We start from the raw sequence: 17,983 nt of genomic DNA on the forward strand, positions 1-17,983 counted from the left end.
TGATTTAGTTCGATGGACTGACTACTTTAATCAGAGTATCTGACTAAAACAAGGGGGCTCCTCGAGTGAACATCGGTCTGCTGCTCTTCATCCCGAGCCGTGAGGTGGAGAACCGCGTCCTGGCCGCCGTCACGGCGGCGGGGTTCGAGATCACCCAGGCCCAGGCCCGTGTGCTCATGCGGGTCGGCCCGGACGGGACGCGCCTCACCGAGCTCGCGGAAGCCGCCCAGGTGACCAAGCAGACCGCCGGGTTCCTCGTGGACCAGCTGGAGAAGGCGGGCTACGTCGAACGCGTGCCCGACCCCACCGACGGCCGCGCGCGGCTCGTGCGCGTGACCGGCAAGGCGAAGGAAGCCGTCCCCGTCGCGGACGCGGAGATCGCCAGGATCGAGGTGGAATGGGAACAGCACATCGGCAAGCGCCGCATGACCCAGCTGCGCGAGGCCCTGGACATGCTCGGCGAGATCACCGACCCGTACCGCTGACCCGCGTGGTGCCGGTCGGCTTCCGGCCGGTCGCGATCACCACGGCGGCGCTCTACCGGGTCGTCTCGGCCGGGGAGCCGGTCTTCGTGAAGGTCCTGCGCACACCCGTGATCCCGAAGACCTGGCGGACCCGGTCGGCGACTTCCCGTGGCGCGACGAGGCGGACTTCCTGCTGTCGGACTTCGTGCTGCCACCGGGGTTCCGCCGCCCACGGGTGGTGCGGGTGGACGACCTCGGCGACCGCGTCGGGCTGTGGCTCGAGGACGTGCGCTGCGCCGACACAGAGTGGGACCTGCCGCGCTTCCGGCGGGCCGCGCTGGGGCTCGGCCGCTGGGCCGGCCGGCGGTTCGGCGGCGCGCCGGGACGGGCGTTGCGGTTGCTGTACGAGGGGAGGCTCGTGCGGGACGCGTTCCTGCGGCCGGACTGCCCGCCGTTCGCCGCGCGGGTGCCGGAGCTGGTGCGACGGCTGGAGGCGTTGCCGCAGGCGAACGGGCACAACGACGCGTGCCCGCAGAACCTGCTGGTGCCGGCCGGCGACCCCGAGTCGTTCGTGGTGATCGACGTGGGGTACCAGTGCCCGAACCCGATCGGCGCCGACCTCGGTCAGCTGCTCGTCGGGCTCGTGCACGAGGGGCGCATGGCCGTCGCCGACCTGCCTCCGGTGCACGAGGCCGTCGTCGACGCCTACCTCGAAGGGGTGCGGCTCGAAAACCGCGCTGTGTCACGGGAAGAGGTCGTGCTGGGGTGCGACGGGATGCTGGCGGTGCGCAGCGCGTTCCACTCGGAACCCGAACTGGCCGGGTACCTCCTGGAACGCGCCGCGGCGCTCTAGGAAGCCAGCAGCTCCGACACCCGCGTGCGGACCTCCGGCGAGTCGAGCCCGCGCACCACCACGGTGGTGCGGCGGCGCAGCACGTCGTCCACCTCGGACGCCCACTCGGTGCGGCGGGCGTGCTCGACCTGCGCCCAGATGTCCGGCCCGTCCGGGTGGACGCGTTCGAGCAGTGCCGGGTTCTCCAAGCCGAGGGCGACGACCTCGTGCGACGTCGTGCCGTAGTGGGTGGCGAGGTGGCGGACCACGTCGTCGGGCAGCGCGTCGTAGGCGTGGTTCAGCACCGAGCCGACGGTCTCGGGCGACGCCGAACCGGGCAGCGCCACGCCGTCCAGCGGGCTGTCGAAGGTGCGGCCGAGCTCGGAGTTCACGCGCGCGAGGACGGTGGCGCCGATCTTGCGGAACGTCGTCCACTTGCCGCCGGCCACGCTGATCATGCCGCCGGAGCCCGCGGTGATCACCGTTTCGCGCTTGGCGTGCGAGGTGTCGCCGGGGCCGCCGGGCAGGACCCGCAGGCCCGCGAACGTGTACGCGATGCGCGAGCGGTCCAGGCCGGTGACCGCGGTGCCCGCCTCGCCCAGGATCTGGTCGACGTCGGCGTCCGTGCAGGCGACCGCGGCCGGGTCGCCGTCGTAGGCCTCGTCGGTGGTGCCGAGCAGGAGGTGGCCCTCCCACGGGATCGCGAACGACACGCGCACGTCGTCGACCGGGATCGTCAGCGCGGCCTTCCACTCCGACGTCTGCCGCAGCACCAGGTGCGAGCCCTTGGACAGGCGGATCGACGGGTCGGCGGCGGGGTCCTCCATGCGCCGCAGCACGTCCAGCCACGGGCCTGTCGCGTTCACGACGACCTTCGCGTCCACTCCGAACTCGCCGAGCGAGTCGCGCAGGTCGACACCGGTGACCTTCGCGCCGGTCTTGCGCAGGCCCACGACCGAGATGTGGTTGAGCAGCACGGCACCGGCCTCGGCGGCGGCGCGCGCGGCGGTGATCGCCACGCGGCTGTCGTTCATCTGGTGGTCGTAGTACATCGCGGCACCGCGCAGACCGTCGGCGCGCAGGTCGGGCACCCACTCCCGCGCCCTGCGCGCCGACAGCACCTTCCCCATGCCGTCGCCGAAGCCCGACAGCGCGGAGTACAGCGTGACGCCCGCACCCAGCACGAACCGGCTGTGCGGGCCACCCTTGTAGACCGGGACGAGGAACGGCAGCGGCCGCACCAGGTGCGGGGCGAGGTGGTCACCCAGCGCACGCCGTTCCTTGTGGTTCTCGTGGACCATCGGCACGGCCGACGGGCCCATCGCGAGGTAGCGCAGGCCACCGTGCACGAGCTTCGAGGACGCGGACGACGTGGCGCCCGCGAAGTCGCCGCTCTCCACCAGGGCGACGCGCAGACCGGAGCGGGCCGCGGCCCACGTGGTCGCGATGCCCAGGATGCCGCCGCCGATCACGACGACGTCGAACTTGCCGTGCTGCAGTTCTTCGCGGGCGCGTGTCCGCTGTGCTGAGTCAGTCATCGTCCTCGTCCATCCAGCCGACGGTCCGCTCGACCGCCTTCTTCCACTTCCGGTAGCCCTTGGCGCGGGCGGCCGGTTCCATCGACGGCTCCCATTGCGCCGCCTTGTGCCAGTTGGCCTTCAGCTCGTCCGTGCCGGTCCAGTAGCCGACCGCGAGGCCTGCCGCGTACGCCGCGCCGAGGCACGTCGTCTCGGCCACGATCGGGCGCACCACCGGCACGTCCAGCACGTCCGACAGGAACTGCATGAGCAGGTTGTTCGCCGTCATGCCGCCGTCGACGCGCAACGTCTTGAGGTCCGCTGCCGAGCGGGCATTCACAGCGTCGGCGTTCATCGCGTCCACGACCTCGCGCGTCTGCCACGCCGATGCCTCCAGCACGGCCCGTGCGAGGTGCCCGCGCGAGATGTAGCCCGTCAGGCCCGCGATGACCCCACGGGCGTCCGACCGCCAATGCGGTGCGAACAGTCCGGAGAAGGCGGGCACGAAGTACGCGCCGCCGTTGTCGTCGACCGTGCGCGCGAGCGTCTCGATCTCCGCCGCCGAACCGATGAGGCCGATCTTGTCGCGGAACCACTGCACCAGCGCGCCGGTCACCGCGACCGCGCCCTCCAGCGCGTACGCGGCCGGTTCGTCACCGATCTGGTAGCCGACCGTGGTGAGCAGGCCGTTCCGGCTGAGCACCGGCTTGTCGCCCGTGTTGACGAGCAGGAACGCGCCCGTGCCGTAGGTGCACTTGCCCTCGCCGGGGGAGAAGCAGGTCTGGCCGAACAACGCGGCCTGCTGGTCGCCGAGCGCTGACGCGACCGGGACGCCCTCGTAGGTGCCGTAGACCTCGGAGGAGGACCGGATCTCGGGCAGCACGGCCCGCGGCACGCCCATCGCCTCGACGAGCTCGGGGTCCCAGTCGAGGGTCTCGAGGTTCATCAGCATGGTGCGCGACGCGTTCGTCACGTCGGTGACGTGGCGGCCGGTGAGGTTCCAGATCAGCCAGGTGTCCATCGTGCCGAACAGGACCTCGCCGTTCTCGGCGCGGGCGCGCAGGCCGTCGACGTCGTCGAGCAGCCAGCGCAGCTTCGGGCCGGAGAAGTAGGTGGCGAGCGGCAGACCGGAGCGCTCGCGGAACCGGTCCTGGTCGCCGAGCTGCTTGATCAGCGCGTCCGTGCGCGTGTCCTGCCAGACGATCGCGTTGTGCACGGGCTCGCCGGTCGCCTTGTCCCACACGACCGTGGTCTCGCGCTGGTTCGTGATGCCGAACGCGGCTATGTCGGCGTACGTGAGCGATGCGTGCGCAAGGGCGTCGCGCACCACGGCCTGCACGTTCGTCCAGATCTCGGTCGCGTCGTGCTCCACCCAGCCTGGCCGCGGGAAGATCTGCCGGTGCTCGCGCTGGGCGACCGACACGATCCCGCCGGACCGGTCGAACACGATGCACCGGGACGACGTCGTGCCCTGGTCGATCGCCGCGATGTACGCCACGTGCACACTCCTCTGTGTGAACCATTCGACAATGTCGAACGCTTCCACAGTACTACCAGGAGAGGCCGCCCAGCTCCCTGGAAACGCTGCGAGCTGCCTCACGTACGTAGGAGACGAGCTCGAGGCGCGGGGGCTGATCAGGCGAGTCGCACAGCCGCTCGACCGGCCCCGACACGCCGATCGCGCCGACGACCACCCCGCGCCGATCGCGGATCGGCGCCGCGGCGGACGCCTCGCCCTCGACGAGCTCGTGCAGGTCGTAGGCCCAGTCGCGGTCGCGGACGACGTCCATCGCCGCCCGCAGCTCCTCGGGGTCCAGCGTGTGCCTGGTGAACCGCCGCAGGTCGCCGTCAGGCCATTCGCCGAACGCGACCAGCGCCTTGCCGAGCGCGGTGGCGTGCCACGGCAGCAGCGAGCCGGTGTCGAGCGTCTGCCGGCTGTTGTCCGGCCGGAACACGTGGTGCACGACCAGCACGTGCCTGCCGTGCATCACGCCGATGCGCACCGCCTCGCGTGCACGCATGGCCAGCGTGTCCGACCAGTTCAGCGCTTTGGCGCGCAGCTCGTTGCCGTCGAGGTAGCTCGTGCCGATGTGGAACAGCGCGGCACCCAGGCGGTACTTGCCGCCCTCGACCTCCTGCTCGACGAACCCGACCTCCTGCAGCGTCCGCAGGATGCCGTGCACCGTCGGTTTCGCGAGGTCCAGGGCGCGGGCGATCTCGCCGACGCTCAGCTGGTGCGCGCCGCCGTGGGCGAGCAGCTTGAGGACCTCGGCCGCGCGCTGGATCGACTGGATGGGTCCGGGCACGCACCCCACTCTAGCTGCGACCGTTCGACAATGTCGAACACTAGGGCCGATAGATGCCCAGCGCCGCCGCCCGCGACCGGAACCGGAAGTGGTTGCCCCGCTCGCGCACCTCGCCGTCCGTCGCGATCGAGATGGGCGGGCCGTGCACCTCGACGTTCAACGAGGCCACCTCGAAGTGCTTGTACATGCGCGAGTGCTCCAGCGCACCGAACAGGGCGCCCAGGAAGAACCTGGTCCGCGAGTACCTCCGGTCCGCCCGGACGAAGCGCACGTCGAGCAGCCCGTCGTCCAGCCGCGGGCGCATCGTGGGCGCGAAGCCCTTCGGCCGGTACGGCCCGTTGCCGACGAACAGCAGCCAGACGAGGTGCTTGTCGCCGTCGATGGTGATGTCGAGCGGCTTGGCCCGCTGCAGCACGCGGAACAACGCCATGCCCGCCGCCGGCCACTTGCCCCAGCGCTTCTCGAGCTTCTCGCGGATCCGCACCATGTCCGGGTAGCCGCCCAGCGAGGCCGTGTTCACGAACCACTGGCCGTTGACCTGCGCCAGGTCCACCCGCACACCCACGCCGTCGGCCACGGCCTGCGCCGTGTCGTGCAGGCCGGTGATGCCCACGTCGCGCGCGAAGTGGTTGAGCGTGCCGGAGGGGATGAGGACCATCGGCAGGTCGCGCTCGGCGGCGATGGAGGCCACGGCGGCCACCGTGCCGTCGCCGCCGGCCACGCCCAGCGCCTTCGCGTCCGGGAGCGAGTCGAGCTCCTCGATCGTGACGACCTGCGCCTTCGGCCACTCCTCCACGATCTGCGGCGTCGGGTCGGGGCCGATCCCCGAGTGCGGGTTGACCACCACGACCAGGCCGTCACCGTCCTGCAGCGACGTCAGGTCGGCGTGCTCGTAGGCCGACGCCGGCTCGTTCATCCCGAGCGGCCACCACCGGCGCGTCAGGAACGCCGCGCCGACGCCGACCGCCGCGCCGGCCACGACGTCGGTCGGCCAATGCACGCCGGTGTGGACGCGTGAATAGGCCACGGCGGCCGCGATCGGAGCGACCACGGCGCCTGCTCCGGGCGATTCCAGGGCCACCGCCGTGGCGAACGCGGCCGCCGACGCGGAGTGCCCGGAAGGAAAGGACGACGACGTCGGCCGCTTGGACAGACGGCGTTCGAGCGAGATCAGGTCGGCGGCGGGTCTGCGGCGCGGGAAAAGCGACTTCCCGACCAGGTTCGCGCTGGCGGAAGCGCCGGCGATGGCCGCGAGACCGCGGAGCGCGCCACGCCGGAACGGCCCCTTGCCCGTGGCCAGGATCGCCGCGATGACGAACCACAGCAGGCTGTGGTTCGCGGCTTTGGAAAGCCTCTTCATACCCCTGTCGAGCCTGCTCGGAGGCAGTCCGGCGGAGGAGCTCATGAGCTTCTTGTCGAGAGCGCTGACCCGTTTCCACACCCCGTTGACACTAAACCGCAACCGGCGCGCCGCCCGAACGGATCACCCTGCTCCGCCTGAGAGTCGCCTACTGTTGACGTATGCAGCGGCGGATCTTCGGCATTGAGACAGAGTTCGGGGTGACCTGCACCTTCCACGGGCAGCGTCGTCTGTCCCCGGACGAGGTCGCGCGGTACTTGTTCCGCCGGGTCGTGTCCTGGGGGCGTTCTTCCAACGTCTTCCTGCGCAACGGCTCCCGGCTCTACCTCGACGTCGGCTCGCACCCCGAGTACGCCACAGCCGAGTGCGACGACCTGGCCCAGCTCGTCACGCACGACAAGGCGGGGGAGCGGATCCTCGAGGACCTGCTCGTCGACGCCGAGCGCAGGCTCGCCGACGAGGGCATCGGCGGCGACATCTTCCTGTTCAAGAACAACACCGACTCTGCGGGCAACTCCTACGGCTGCCACGAGAACTACCTGGTCGCACGGGCCGGCGAGTTCTCGCGCATCGCGGACGTGCTGCTGCCGTTCCTGGTCACCCGCCAGCTCATCTGCGGCGCCGGCAAGGTGCTGCAGACCCCGCGCGGGGCCGTGTACTGCCTCTCGCAGCGGGCCGAGCACATCTGGGAGGGCGTGTCGTCCGCGACGACCAGGTCCCGCCCGATCATCAACACCCGCGACGAGCCGCACGCCGACGCCGAGCGCTACCGGCGGCTGCACGTCATCGTCGGCGACTCGAACATGTCCGAGGTGACGACGCTGCTCAAGGTGGGCAGCGCGAACCTCGTGCTGGAGATGATCGAGCAGGGCGTCCAGTTCCGCGACTTCTCGCTCGACAACCCGATCCGCGCGATCCGCGAGATCTCCCACGACCTGACGGGCCGCCGCACGGTGCGCCTGGCGGGCGGCAAGGAGGCCTCCGCGCTCGACATCCAGCGCGAGTACTACGAGAAGGCCGTCGAGCACTGCGCCAAGCGCTCCCCGGACCCGATGGCCGAGCGCGTCCTCGAACTGTGGGGCCGGACCCTGGACGCCGTCGAGTCGCAGGACCTCACCAAGATCGACCGCGAGATCGACTGGGCCATCAAGAACCGCCTGATGGAGCGGTACATGGCCAAGCACGGCATGGACCTGTCGAACCCGCGCATCGCCCAGCTCGACCTCGCCTACCACGACATCCGCCGCGGCCGGGGCATCTTCGACCTGCTGCAGCGCAAGGGCCAGGTCGAGCGGGTGACCGACGACGGCGAGATCGAAGCCGCCAAGGACACCCCGCCGCAGACGACGCGGGCCAAGCTGCGCGGTGACTTCATCGCCGCCGCGCAGGCCGCCGGCCGCGACTTCACCGTCGACTGGGTGCACCTCAAGCTGAACGACCAGGCGCAGCGGACGGTGCTGTGCAAGGACCCGTTCCGGGCGGTGGACGAGCGGGTGGAGCGGCTGATCTCGTCGCTTTAGAACGGTTTCGGACAGGCAGAGGCGAGGGGCGCGCTCCACACTGGAGCGCGCCCCTCGCGTTGTTCGGATGTAGTGGGCTGGGGGATGCGCGGTATGCACTCCGGCACCGCTGATCCGGATCGACCGGTAATCGTGGTTCGCGGGCGAGCACGGCCATGTGAGACGGCCGGTTCACGGAAATCTCCGCCCGTCGCCAATTGAGTCGGGACGGCGGATCGATCGGATGTCTCTCCTGGAGATCTGATGCGTTCGCAGCTCATCGGCGGTTCGCCCGCAACCGTCGATTCCTCGGCGTCCGCCACTGGTGTGGCCGCGTCGGCGCACGAGCAGGGGCAGGCTGTGATCGTTCTTGCCATATGCGGCAAAACGGGCACTTTGAAGCCCGAACGGGCACCGCGACCGCTGTGGTGGATCGCGCAGGTCGCCAGCCGGGAACCGCAGGCCGGGCAAGATCGGCGGTAGCCTCGGCAGCCCCGATTCGCGCCGCAGCGCCGCCGGCGGGGACGAGGCGTCGTGTGCCGCCCCCGGACGCCTGGCGGGCATACCGCCGTGGCACCACTTACCGCGTAGTCGGTCACCTGCGCGAGGCCGACCTGGAATTCACGGCCCCGTCACGCGGAAAGATCCGATCGATCGCCGTGCGGTGAACGGATCGGAGCAGCGCGTCTCATCCGGTCACCCGTCCCGGACGGTGATCGGGCCTCGCCGTGGCGGCGACGGCGGTTGACATCCCCGGTGGCACCGCGCGATTCTCCGGGCCGATCGGGTGGGAGGTTCTCGGGTGAATCCGGAAAGCAGCGCCCCGCTGGAAATCCACGTCTCGTCCGGCTCGGCGCAGCACTTGTGAGGAAATCGTTTCCTGCTGTTGCCGCCGGTCATCCAGGACGGGAAAAGAAGCGTGGGCACACCTCTGAGCGAGAATTCCGCGCAATGGGACCGTTCCCCCGGACCGCCTCTTCCGCTGCGCGGGCGTGAGGACGAGACCCGGAAGCTGGAGCGGCTCGTCCTCGGAGTGCGGACCGGGCAGGCGCGCCTGCTGGTCGTGTCGTCCCCCGCGGGCACGGGGGTCACCAGGCTGGTCGCCGAGGGCGCTGCCCTGGCCACCCTGCGCGGCTTCTCGGTGCTCGACCTGTCACCGGGCGCCTTCCCCGCCCGGGAACTCGTGACCGGCCACCCGCACGTCGCCGGCGTGAGCGCGCTCGCCGCACAGCTCGAGCCGCGCGTGGTCCAGCGGCTCCGGCAGGGCCCGGTGCTGGTCACGCTCGACGACGCCCACCGCGCGCCGATGTCGGTGCTCGCCGCCGTGAGCACGGTGATGGCCGAGCTCGGGGACCTGCCCGTGGGCTGGCTGATCACCCTGCACGGCGACCAGTTCGCGAACGCCGTCCTCCAGGACATGGCGACCGTCGTGCCGTGCGACTGGATCGAGCCGCTCACGCCGTTGTCCGACGACGCGGCGCTGCTGATGGCCGCCGACCTCCTGGGCGCGGCACCGGACCCGGACGTCGCCTCGCTCGTCGGCAGCGCCGGCGCGACGCCGTCCGCGGTGACCGGCGTGGTGATGGGGCTGCTGGCGGAGAACCACGTCCAGGTCGTCGCCGACGTCGCCCGGCTGACCGCGGGCCCGCTGCGGTGCGGCACCGCCGCCGCCGTCTCGCCTCAGCCCGCCGAGCAGCTGCCCGCGTCGTTGCGGCGGAGGATCGCCGGACGGCTGGCCGTCCTCTCGCCCGAGGCGCAGGACGTGCTCCAGGTCGCGGCGGTGCTGGGCAACGGCTTCGCCCCGGACGACCTCGCCGAGATGCTGGGCAAGTCCGCGGCCGTGCTGCTGCGGCCCCTCAGGGAGGCGCTGGCGGCCGGGTTCCTGGACGCGGACGGTGCCGAGTTCGTCTTCCACCGCGAACCGGTGTGGCGGGCGGTGCTCGGGTCCGTGCCGGCGCCGATGCGGTCGGCGCTGCACCGGCAGGTGGCCACGATGCTGCTCGGCCGCGAAAGCCAGGACGTCGTGCGGATCGCCGTGCACCTGGTGCACTGCGCGCGCACCGGGGACGCGCGGGCCGTCGCGATCGTCGACGAGGCCGCGCGGATCCTGCTGCCGTCCTCGCCCGAGGCCGCCGCGGCACTCGCGACCAGCGGCCTGCGGATCACCGAGCCGGGGGAGCCCGGCCGCGGGGCGCTCGGCGTCACCGCGGCCGCCGCCCTGGTCAGGACGGGCAGGCTCAGCGAGGCGGTGGAGCTCGCGCGGGAGTTCCTGCAGCCCGACGACCCCTGCCACGTGCTGCGCGTGCCGTCCGGTGATGCCCACGAGCTGTCGCCGGAACTGGTGCTGCTCACCACCTTGTCGCTGCACGACCTCGACGCGGCGGCCTGCCTGGCCGACCAGCTGCTGGAGATTTGGGAGCACCACAGCTCCGAAGTGCTGGTGGGCGCGCTCACCGTGCGGGCCGTGACGAGCTGGCGCGAGGGCCGGCTGGACTCGGCCGTCGACGCGGCCGGCGCGGCGGTCCTCGTGCGCGGCGAGCCGGCCGGGATCGGGCAGGGCGATCCTCTGTGGACGAAGGCGTGGATCCTCACCCGGCTCGGCAGGCTGGACGAGGCGCTCGACGCGGTGGACCAGGCGTGCGTGAACGGCGTCGGCGTGACGAGCCCGGTCCCGTTCGCGCTGCGGGCCGCGATCTTGCTGGCCCGGGGGGACGTGACCGCCGCCGAGGCCGCCGTAGCCGCCGGTCTCGCCGCCTCCGACCAGACCGGGACGGCGGCGTTCCCGCCCCCGCTCGGCGCGGTCCTCGTGCTCTGCGCGCTCCGGCGGGGTGACCTGGTCGCCGCCGCGGACGGCCTGCGGAGGCTGGAGGAGTCCGTCCCCGCCGGGCGCACCGACCCGTGCGAGGTGGAGCTGCGGCTGATCGCGGGGCAGGTGGCACTGGCCGGCGACGGCCCGGCGGCCGCGATCGCCGAGATCCGCGCCGCGGCGGAGGATCCCGTCCTGCGCACCCGGCTGCTGCTGGAAGCGCCCACCGCGACCGCGTGGTGCGTGCGCACCGCCATCGCCGCCGGTGACCCGGCCCTCGCCGAACTGCTCGCGAGCGCCGCCGAGGACCTCGCCGCCGCCAACCCGGGTCACGAGTCCGTGGCCGCGGCAGCAGCGCACGGCCGTGCCCTGCTGAAGCAGGACGTCGCCGCGCTCGTCGAACTCGAAGCGGGCTGCTCCGACCCGTGGACGAAGGCCTCTCTCGCGGAGGACATCGGGTCCATGCACCTCGAAACCGACCGCCGGCAGGCCGTCGTCGCCTTCCACCGCGCGCTGTCCGGGTACGACGGGGTCGAGGCCGAACCGGACTCCGCCCGCGTGCGCCGCACCCTGGGGCGGCTCGGCGCCCGGCGGCGCCGTCCCGCACCGGGGAGGCGGGACGACCACGAGCACGAACCCCGGCCCCGCACCGGGTGGGGCAGCCTCACCGGCGCCGAGCAGGAGGTCGCGCGGCTCGTCGCGGACGGGCTGACCAACCGCCAGGTGGCCAGGGAGCTGTTCGTCTCCCCGCACACCGTCGGGTTCCACCTGCGGCAGATCTACCGCAAGCTCGCCATCGGCTCGCGGGTGGACCTCGCGAGGATCGCGCCGTGACCGCCGATCGGAGGGTGGGAGGCAGGCCGCCGCCTGGACGAGAGTGATCCCATGAGGATCATCGCGGCGACGCTCGCCGCCTTCCTGGCTCTTCCCGGGGTCGCGTCCGCGGACCCCTACTGGGAGCTGAAACCGACCGGCACGGACGTGCGCCTGCGCGGGCTGTCCGCCGTGTCCGGTCAGGTCGCGTGGGTCAGCGGCTCGAAGGGCACCGTCCTGCGCACGACGAACGGCGGCCGGACCTGGGACCCGGTCGGCCCTCCCGGCGCCGAGGCGCTCGAGTTCCGCGACGTCGAGGCCTTCGACGCGCGCACCGCCGTGGCGCTGTCGATCGGCGAGGGCGAGTCGTCGCGGATCTACCGCACGTCCGATGGCGGCAGGACGTGGCAGGAGTCGTTCCGCAACACCGACCCGAAGGCGTTCTACGACTGCATGGCGTTCTTCGACCGGTTCCGCGGACTGGCGCTCAGCGACCCCGTCGACGGCAAGTTCCGGGTGCTGCGCACGTGGGACGGCGGACGGTCGTGGCACGTCGACGACACGAAGGGCATGCCGGACGCGCTGCCGGGCGAGTTCGCGTTCGCGGCGTCCGGGCAGTGCGTGACGACCAGCGGCAACCACGCGTGGATCGCGACCGGCGGCGGCGCGAGGGCACGGGTGCTCGAGTCGCGGGACGGCGGCCGGTCGTGGAAGGCGTCGGACGTGCCGCTGCCCTCGGGTGCGGCGGCCGGGGTGTTCGCCGTGGCGTTCAAGACGCCGTGGCGCGGGGTGGCCATCGGCGGCGACTACCTCGAGCCCACCGATCCGACGCCGGCGTTCGCCACGAACGACGGCCGGGGCTGGAAGGCGGGGGCCACCGCGCCGGTCGGGTACCGGTCCGGCATCGCCTACCGCGGCTCCGGCCTGGTCGCGGTCGGACCGTCCGGTACCGACACCAGCAGGGACGGCAGGACGTGGGAGGTCGCGGACACGGGCAGCTTCGACACCGTTGACTGCGCCGGCGACACCTGCTGGGCCGCCGGCGAAAAGGGACGTGTCGGCCGCGCGTAGCCGGGGTAGTCGTAGCGGGTGTTCGAAGGATTCTCGTTGCGGCACATCGATGTCGGCGAGGCCGTGCTGCGAGTGAGGACCGGTGGGGCAGGGCCACCGGTCCTCCTCCTCCACGGCCATCCCCGGACGCACACGACGTGGCACCGCGTCGCGCCGTTGCTCGCCACGGACCACACGGTCGTGTGTCCGGACCTGCGCGGCTACGGCGAGTCCAGCAAACCCGGCGACTACTCGAAGCGCGCGATGGCCCGCGACTTCGTGGCCCTCATGGACGAGCTCGGCCACGAGACGTTCGCCGTCGCCGGGCACGACAGGGGCGCGGCCGCGGCGATCCGGCTCGCCCTCGACCACCCGCGCCGGGTCACGCACCTCGCCGTCCTCGACGGGCTGCCGATCGGCGCCCACCTCGCGCGGGCGGACGACCGGTTCGCGCAGGCCTGGTACCACTGGTTCTTCCTCGCGCGGCAGGAGCTCGCCGCCTCGATGATCAACGAGAACCCCGACCTGTTCTACGGGGGGCGCTACGGCGACACGCCGCTCGCGATGGGCGTCGAGAACTGGGCCGACTTCCAGCGGGCCGTCCACGACCCCGAGACCGTCCTCGCCATGTGCGGCGACTACCGCGCCGGGCTGGAGGTCGACCGCCACCACGACGACGAGGACTTCGCCGCAGGCCGGAGGATCACCTGCCCGGTGCTGGCCCTCTGGTCGGCCAAGGACGACCTCGGCGACCTCTACGGCGACCTGGCGGCGATCTGGGCCGACTGGGCGGACGACGTGCAGGTCCGGGCCCTCGACTGCGGGCACCACATGGCCGAGGAAGCACCGGTCGAACTGGTCCGCGAACTCCGCACCCTGATCTGAACGGACCGTTCACCACAGGTGGTGATGAGGTTTCGGCGCGCGCACGCGTTAGGGTTTGTCCGTGGCCATCGCACGTGCCGAACGCCTTGTCAACCTGGTGCTGTGCCTGCTGTCGACCCGTCAGTACCTGACAGCGGAGCGCATCCGCGCCATCGTCCCCGGCTATCACGAAGCGCCGACGGACGAGGCGTTCTTCCGCATGTTCGAGCGGGACAAGTCCGAGCTGCGCGATCTCGGCGTGCCGCTCGAGACCGGGCGCCAGACCAACGCCGAGGGCGCGGAGGACGGGTACCGCATCGCGCGCCGCGACTACGAGCTCGGGGACATCGACCTCGAACCCGACGAGGCCGCCGCGGTCGCCCTGGCGGCCCGGCTGTGGGACTCGCCGCAGCTCACGGGTGCCGTGCACGGTGCGTTGATCAAGCTCCGCGCCGCCGGCGTCGACGTCGACCAGGACACCCCCGCGGCCGTCGAGCCCAAGGTGCGCGCGAGCGAGCCGGCGTTCCCGCCGCTGCTGCAGGCCGTGCAGGCGGGACAGGCCGTCGCGTTCGACTACCGCAAGCCGCCACCGGGCGGGCAGAAGGAGCGCACGGTCGAGCCGTGGGGCGTGGTCGCGTGGCGCGGCAAGTGGTACCTGGTGGGCTGGGACCGCGAACGCAACGACACGCGCTGCTTCCGCCTCTCCCGGGTCGTGGGGACCGTGCGGACCGTCGGCAAGCCCGGCGCGTTCACCGTGCCCGAGGGCACCGACCTGATGAGCCTCATCGCGCGCACGGAGGCTGATCCGCACCAGACGGCGCCGGCCAGGATCTGGGTGGCCAAGAACCGGGCGCAGGGTGTGCGGCGGCACGCGAAGGTCGTCGAGGAACGCGACGGCGGCGACGTGGTGGAGATCGACCTGAAGTTCCCCGACTCGGCGGCCAAGTGGCTCGCCGGGTTCGGGCCCGACGTCGTCGTGCTGGAGCCCGAGGTCCTGGCCAAGTCGGTCCGCGACCGCCTGCAGGGCGCACTGGAAGGAGCGCGGTGACCGCGTCGAACGAACGGCTGCCGCGCCTGCTCGCACTCGTTCCGTACCTGCTCAACCGGCCCGCCATCACCGTCAAGGAGGCGGCGGCCGACTTCGGCATCACGCCCAAGCAGCTGCGCAAGGACCTGGAGCTGCTGTGGATGTGCGGCCTGCCCGGCTACGGGCCCGGTGACCTGATCGACCTGTCGTTCGAGGGCGAGACGATCACCGTGTCGTTCGACGCGGGCCTCGACCGGCCGCTGCGGCTGACCGCGGCCGAGGCGGCGTCGCTGCTGGTCGCGCTGCGGGCGCTGGCCGACACGCCCGGCGTGGTCGACACGGACGCGGTGCAGCGGGCGCTTGCGAAGATCGAGGCCGCGGTCGGCAAGGCCCAGCCCGCCGGCATGGTCGTCGGGCTCGGGGCGTTCGAGCGCGGGGAGACCGCGGAGATCCGTGCCGCAGTCCAAGACGCCGTGAAGCGTGAACGGGCCGTGCGCATCCGTTACTACTCGCAGTCGCACGACGCGATGAGCGACCGTGTGGTCGACCCGATGCGTCTGCTGCTCGTCGAAGGGCGCGGCTACCTCGAAGGATGGTGCCGCTCGGCGCTCGGCGTGCGGTTGTTCCGGCTCGACCGCATCGACGCCGTGGAGGTGCTCGACGAGCCCTCGGCGCCCCCGCCGCACGCCCAGCTGACCGATACATCGGAGGGGTTGTTCCAGCCGCGGGACGATCAGAAGATCGCGGTCCTCCTCCTCGAACCGGACGCGCACTGGGTCGCCGAGTACTACCCCGTGGACCACGCGGCGGAGCTCTCGGACGGCCGCACGCGTGTCCTCATGCGCTACGACGACCCGTCCTGGATGGTGCGCCTGCTCCTCGGGCTGGGCGGTGACGTGCACGTCGAACAGCCGTCGGAACTCGCTGCCGAGGTGCGCCGCCAGGCGCAGGAGGCGTTGCGCCGGGCAGATCACCTGCTGTCCACCTAAGCCGTATAACGTGTGTTCGTGCCGTCTACACCGACCCTGGCGCTGATCGCGCTCGGCCTCGTCGTCCTCGTGGTGATCGGGGTTCGAGTCCTCCGATCCTTGCGTCGACTCGCCCGCGCCCGCACTCTGGTGGGGGACGGGGTCGGGAACGGCGTCGGCCTGCTGAAGGCGCGGTCCGCAGCGCTGAAGGTGGCCCTCGCCGGACGGCGGCCCAAGGAACAGGCCCGCACCAGGGCGAACCCCGCGTACGATCGTCGTGGCGGGGGAGACAGGAGGATCACCAATGGGTAACCTCGGACCCACCGAGCTGATCATCATCGCTGTGGTGATCATTCTGCTGTTCGGTGCGAAGAAGCTTCCTGACATGGCCCGGTCGCTCGGCAAGTCGGCGAAGATCTTCAAGGCCGAGACCAAGGGCCTGCGCGACTCCGACCCGGACGACGCGCCCGCCCAGCAGCAGCCCGTGCAGCAGCCGGTCCAGCAGCTCCCCCCGGCCCAGCCGCAGGTGCAGCAGCAGCCGCAGGTCGCTCCCCCGATCGAGCAGACCGCGCAGAACAAGGCCACCAACAACTGACCTCCCGGGTCCCGTGACTTGTAAGGACGGTCAGCGAGGTGGCGAGTCCGTTCCGGTGGTTCGCTGAACGCCGGGAACGCGGCAGGCGCCGTCGGGGCAACGCCGACGGCACGATGTCGCTCAAAGAGCACCTTTACGAGCTGAGGTACCGGCTCGGCCTGGCGATGCTCGTCATCGCCGTCGGTGCGATCTTCGGCTTCATCTGGTTCCAGGTGCGGCTCGGCCCGATCCCGTCGCTGGGCGACATCCTGACGGGGCCGTACTGCCAGCCCGACCTGGAGAAGTACCGCGCGAAGATCACCAACAACGGTGAGTGCGCGCTGCTGCAGACCGAGCCGTTCGAGATCTTCCTCGTGCAGCTGCAGGTCGGCACCGCGGCGGGAGCCGTGCTGCTCAGCCCGCTGTGGCTGTACCAGATCTGGGCCTTCATCACGCCCGGTCTGTACCAGAAGGAACGCAAGTTCGCCCGCGTGTTCGTCGGCGCCGGGGCGCTGCTGTTCATCGCCGGCGCGGTGCTCGCGTACCTGGTGGTGCCCGAGGGCCTGAAGGTGCTGCTGGGCTTCGGTGGCGACAACTGGGTCACGGCGCTCACCGGCAGCAAGTACATCAACTTCGTCATCACGATGCTGTTCATCTTCGGCGTCAGCTTCCTGATCCCGCTGGTCGTGGTGATGCTCAACCGCGCGGGCGTGCTGTCCTACGAGCGGCTGGCGAGGTGGCGGCGCGGCCTCATGATGGGCCTGTTCGTGTTCGCCGCGGTCGCGACGCCGGGCACCGACCCGATCTCGATGGTCGTGCTCGCCCTCGCGCTGGTGGTGCTGTTCGAGATGGCGATCCAGATCGCCCGCGTCCACGACAGGCGCAAGGCCAAGCTGCGCGCGGCCGAGGGCTGGGACGCGCTCGACGACGACGAGGCGGCGCCGTTCCACTACGTGGCCTCCGACGCCGAGGGCAACGACCCCGGTGAGAAGGCCGTCGCTTCGGAGCAGCCGAAGCGCGTGAACTACGACGACGCCACGTGACGCGGGCGGCTCTGCTGGTCTGCCCGGCGTCGGGCAAGGGGCGGGCGGCCCGGATGGCCGGGTCGACCGCCGCCGCGCTGCGCCCGCACGTCTCGTCGTTGACGCAGCTCGTGGCGCACGACGCCGTGGGCACGCTGGCGATGGCCCGCGAAGCCGTCGCCGGCGGTGCCGACCTGCTCGTCGTGCTCGGCGGTGACGGAGCGGCCCACCTGGGCCTCCAGGCGTGCGCGGGCACGCCGACCGCTCTGGGCATCGTCCCGGCGGGCACCGGCAACGACCTGGCGAACGCCATCGGGTCGCGGACCGTCGAGGACGTCGTCCACGGCACCCGCAAGACCCTCGACCTGGGCCGGCTGTCGACGGGGCAGTGGTTCGCGACGGTGCTGTGCGCCGGGTTCGACTCCGCGGTGAACGAGCGGGCGAACGCGATGCGCTGGCCCGCCGGTCCCCGCCGCTACGACCTCGCGATCCTCGCCGAGCTGGCGTCGCTGAGGTCGGCGCCGCTGGTGGTGACGACGGAGTCGGAGACGTTCTCGCTGGACGCGACGCTCGTGGCGGTCGGCAACACGCCGAACTACGGCGGTGGCATCCCCGTGTGCCCCGGCGCCGACGCGAACGACGGGCTGTTCGACGTGACGGTCGTGGAACGCGCGAGCCGCGCGATGCTGATGCGGATGCTGCCGACGTTGCGCACGGGCAGGCACACCGAGCACCCGGCCGTGCGGACCTTCCGCGCGCGCGAGGTCTCGCTGGCCGGGGGCAACGGCTGGGTCGCCTACGCCGACGGTGAGCGCCAGGAGGCGCTGCCCGTGGCGATTCGGACGGTTCCCGGCGCCCTCACCGTCGTGGGTCGCTAAGTT

The 17,983-nt window shown here is 71.7% G+C and carries 16 protein-coding genes; 12 read left to right on the plus strand and 4 right to left on the minus strand.

Annotated elements, in window-relative coordinates; all coding sequences use genetic code 11:
- Positions 1–65: 65 nt before the first annotated feature.
- Positions 66–485, plus strand: a complete 420-nt coding sequence (locus tag L6E10_RS14685; RefSeq protein WP_236220057.1) for a MarR family winged helix-turn-helix transcriptional regulator — start codon at positions 66–68, stop codon at positions 483–485.
- A 223-nt stretch (positions 486–708) separates the two neighbouring features.
- Complete coding sequence (locus L6E10_RS14690; RefSeq protein ID WP_236220058.1) at positions 709–1,317, plus strand: phosphotransferase; 609 nt, start codon at positions 709–711, stop codon at positions 1,315–1,317.
- On the opposite strand, the gene L6E10_RS14695 is transcribed toward L6E10_RS14690, so the two are convergent.
- Genes L6E10_RS14695 through L6E10_RS14710 form a run of 4 tightly spaced genes read right to left on the minus strand, consistent with a single transcriptional unit; the run spans position 1,314 to position 6,524 of the window.
- Positions 1,314–2,834, minus strand: coding sequence for a glycerol-3-phosphate dehydrogenase/oxidase (locus L6E10_RS14695; RefSeq protein WP_236220059.1), 1,521 nt, complete (start codon positions 2,832–2,834; stop codon positions 1,314–1,316). The two genes, L6E10_RS14690 and L6E10_RS14695, sit on opposite strands and share 4 nt — an antisense overlap.
- On the minus strand, positions 2,827–4,311 hold the full coding sequence (glpK, locus tag L6E10_RS14700; RefSeq protein ID WP_236220060.1) for a glycerol kinase GlpK: 1,485 nt from the start codon (positions 4,309–4,311) through the stop codon (positions 2,827–2,829). Before glpK ends, L6E10_RS14695 begins: the two co-directional genes overlap by 8 nt.
- 52 nt (positions 4,312–4,363) lie before the next feature.
- Positions 4,364–5,119, minus strand: a complete 756-nt coding sequence (locus tag L6E10_RS40785) for an IclR family transcriptional regulator (protein WP_236220061.1) — start codon at positions 5,117–5,119, stop codon at positions 4,364–4,366.
- A gap of 40 nt (positions 5,120–5,159) precedes the next feature.
- The gene (locus L6E10_RS14710) at positions 5,160–6,524 is read right to left on the minus strand and encodes a bifunctional phosphatase PAP2/diacylglycerol kinase family protein (protein ID WP_236220132.1); all 1,365 of its coding nucleotides are present in this window, start codon (positions 6,522–6,524) and stop codon (positions 5,160–5,162) included.
- A gap of 116 nt (positions 6,525–6,640) precedes the next feature.
- Between L6E10_RS14710 and pafA the strand changes: the two genes are divergently transcribed.
- The 10 genes from pafA to L6E10_RS14760 all read left to right on the plus strand — a co-directional run bounded on the left by pafA (position 6,641) and on the right by L6E10_RS14760 (position 17,980).
- On the plus strand, positions 6,641–7,999 hold the full coding sequence (gene pafA, locus L6E10_RS14715) for a Pup--protein ligase (protein ID WP_236220062.1): 1,359 nt from the start codon (positions 6,641–6,643) through the stop codon (positions 7,997–7,999).
- An 898-nt stretch (positions 8,000–8,897) separates the two neighbouring features.
- A complete protein-coding gene (locus L6E10_RS40790) occupies positions 8,898–11,618 on the plus strand; it encodes a LuxR family transcriptional regulator (RefSeq protein WP_236220063.1) in 2,721 nt (906 codons plus the stop codon).
- 51 nt (positions 11,619–11,669) lie between these two features.
- The gene (locus tag L6E10_RS14725; protein WP_236220064.1) at positions 11,670–12,668 is read left to right on the plus strand and encodes an oxidoreductase; all 999 of its coding nucleotides are present in this window, start codon (positions 11,670–11,672) and stop codon (positions 12,666–12,668) included.
- Positions 12,669–12,704: 36 nt separating this feature from the next.
- Positions 12,705–13,532, plus strand: a complete 828-nt coding sequence (locus L6E10_RS14730; protein WP_240010496.1) for an alpha/beta fold hydrolase — start codon at positions 12,705–12,707, stop codon at positions 13,530–13,532.
- Positions 13,533–13,593: 61 nt separating this feature from the next.
- Positions 13,594–14,559: a YafY family protein gene (locus L6E10_RS14735; protein ID WP_236220066.1), complete on the plus strand. Its 966-nt coding sequence runs from the start codon at positions 13,594–13,596 to the stop codon at positions 14,557–14,559.
- The gene (locus tag L6E10_RS14740; protein WP_236220067.1) at positions 14,556–15,527 is read left to right on the plus strand and encodes a YafY family protein; all 972 of its coding nucleotides are present in this window, start codon (positions 14,556–14,558) and stop codon (positions 15,525–15,527) included. The genes L6E10_RS14735 and L6E10_RS14740 overlap by 4 nt, the downstream gene beginning before the upstream one ends.
- 18 nt (positions 15,528–15,545) lie before the next feature.
- The gene (locus tag L6E10_RS14745) at positions 15,546–15,818 is read left to right on the plus strand and encodes a bacteriophage holin (protein WP_236220068.1); all 273 of its coding nucleotides are present in this window, start codon (positions 15,546–15,548) and stop codon (positions 15,816–15,818) included.
- Positions 15,811–16,101 carry a Sec-independent protein translocase subunit TatA gene (gene tatA, locus L6E10_RS14750; protein WP_236220069.1) on the plus strand — a complete coding sequence of 97 codons (291 nt, stop codon included), beginning with the start codon at positions 15,811–15,813 and terminating at the stop codon, positions 16,099–16,101. Before L6E10_RS14745 ends, tatA begins: the two co-directional genes overlap by 8 nt.
- Positions 16,102–16,214: 113 nt before the next feature.
- Positions 16,215–17,123 carry a twin-arginine translocase subunit TatC gene (gene tatC, locus L6E10_RS14755; RefSeq protein WP_236220133.1) on the plus strand — a complete coding sequence of 303 codons (909 nt, stop codon included), beginning with the start codon at positions 16,215–16,217 and terminating at the stop codon, positions 17,121–17,123.
- Positions 17,120–17,980 (plus strand): diacylglycerol kinase family protein, encoded by an 861-nt coding sequence (locus tag L6E10_RS14760; protein WP_308102790.1) that lies wholly within the window; start codon positions 17,120–17,122, stop codon positions 17,978–17,980. The genes tatC and L6E10_RS14760 overlap by 4 nt, the downstream gene beginning before the upstream one ends.
- The last annotated feature ends 3 nt before the right edge of the window (positions 17,981–17,983 follow it).

It is taken from the genome of Lentzea sp. CC55 (assembly GCF_021056325.1).
GTDB classification, from domain to species: domain Bacteria; phylum Actinomycetota; class Actinomycetes; order Mycobacteriales; family Pseudonocardiaceae; genus Lentzea; species Lentzea jiangxiensis.

Excerpts from the sequence above, each read along its gene's own strand:
- L6E10_RS14695 (WP_236220059.1), bottom strand. The coding sequence starts at position 2,834 with ATGACTGACTCAGCACAGCGGACACGCGCCCGCGAAGAACTGCAGCAC.
- L6E10_RS14710 (WP_236220132.1), bottom strand. The coding sequence starts at position 6,524 with ATGAGCTCCTCCGCCGGACTGCCTCCGAGCAGGCTCGACAGGGGTATG.
- pafA (WP_236220062.1), top strand. The coding sequence starts at position 6,641 with ATGCAGCGGCGGATCTTCGGCATTGAGACAGAGTTCGGGGTGACCTGC.
- tatC (WP_236220133.1), top strand. The coding sequence starts at position 16,215 with ATGTCGCTCAAAGAGCACCTTTACGAGCTGAGGTACCGGCTCGGCCTG.
- L6E10_RS14725 (WP_236220064.1), top strand. The coding sequence starts at position 11,670 with ATGAGGATCATCGCGGCGACGCTCGCCGCCTTCCTGGCTCTTCCCGGG.
- tatA (WP_236220069.1), top strand. The coding sequence starts at position 15,811 with ATGGGTAACCTCGGACCCACCGAGCTGATCATCATCGCTGTGGTGATC.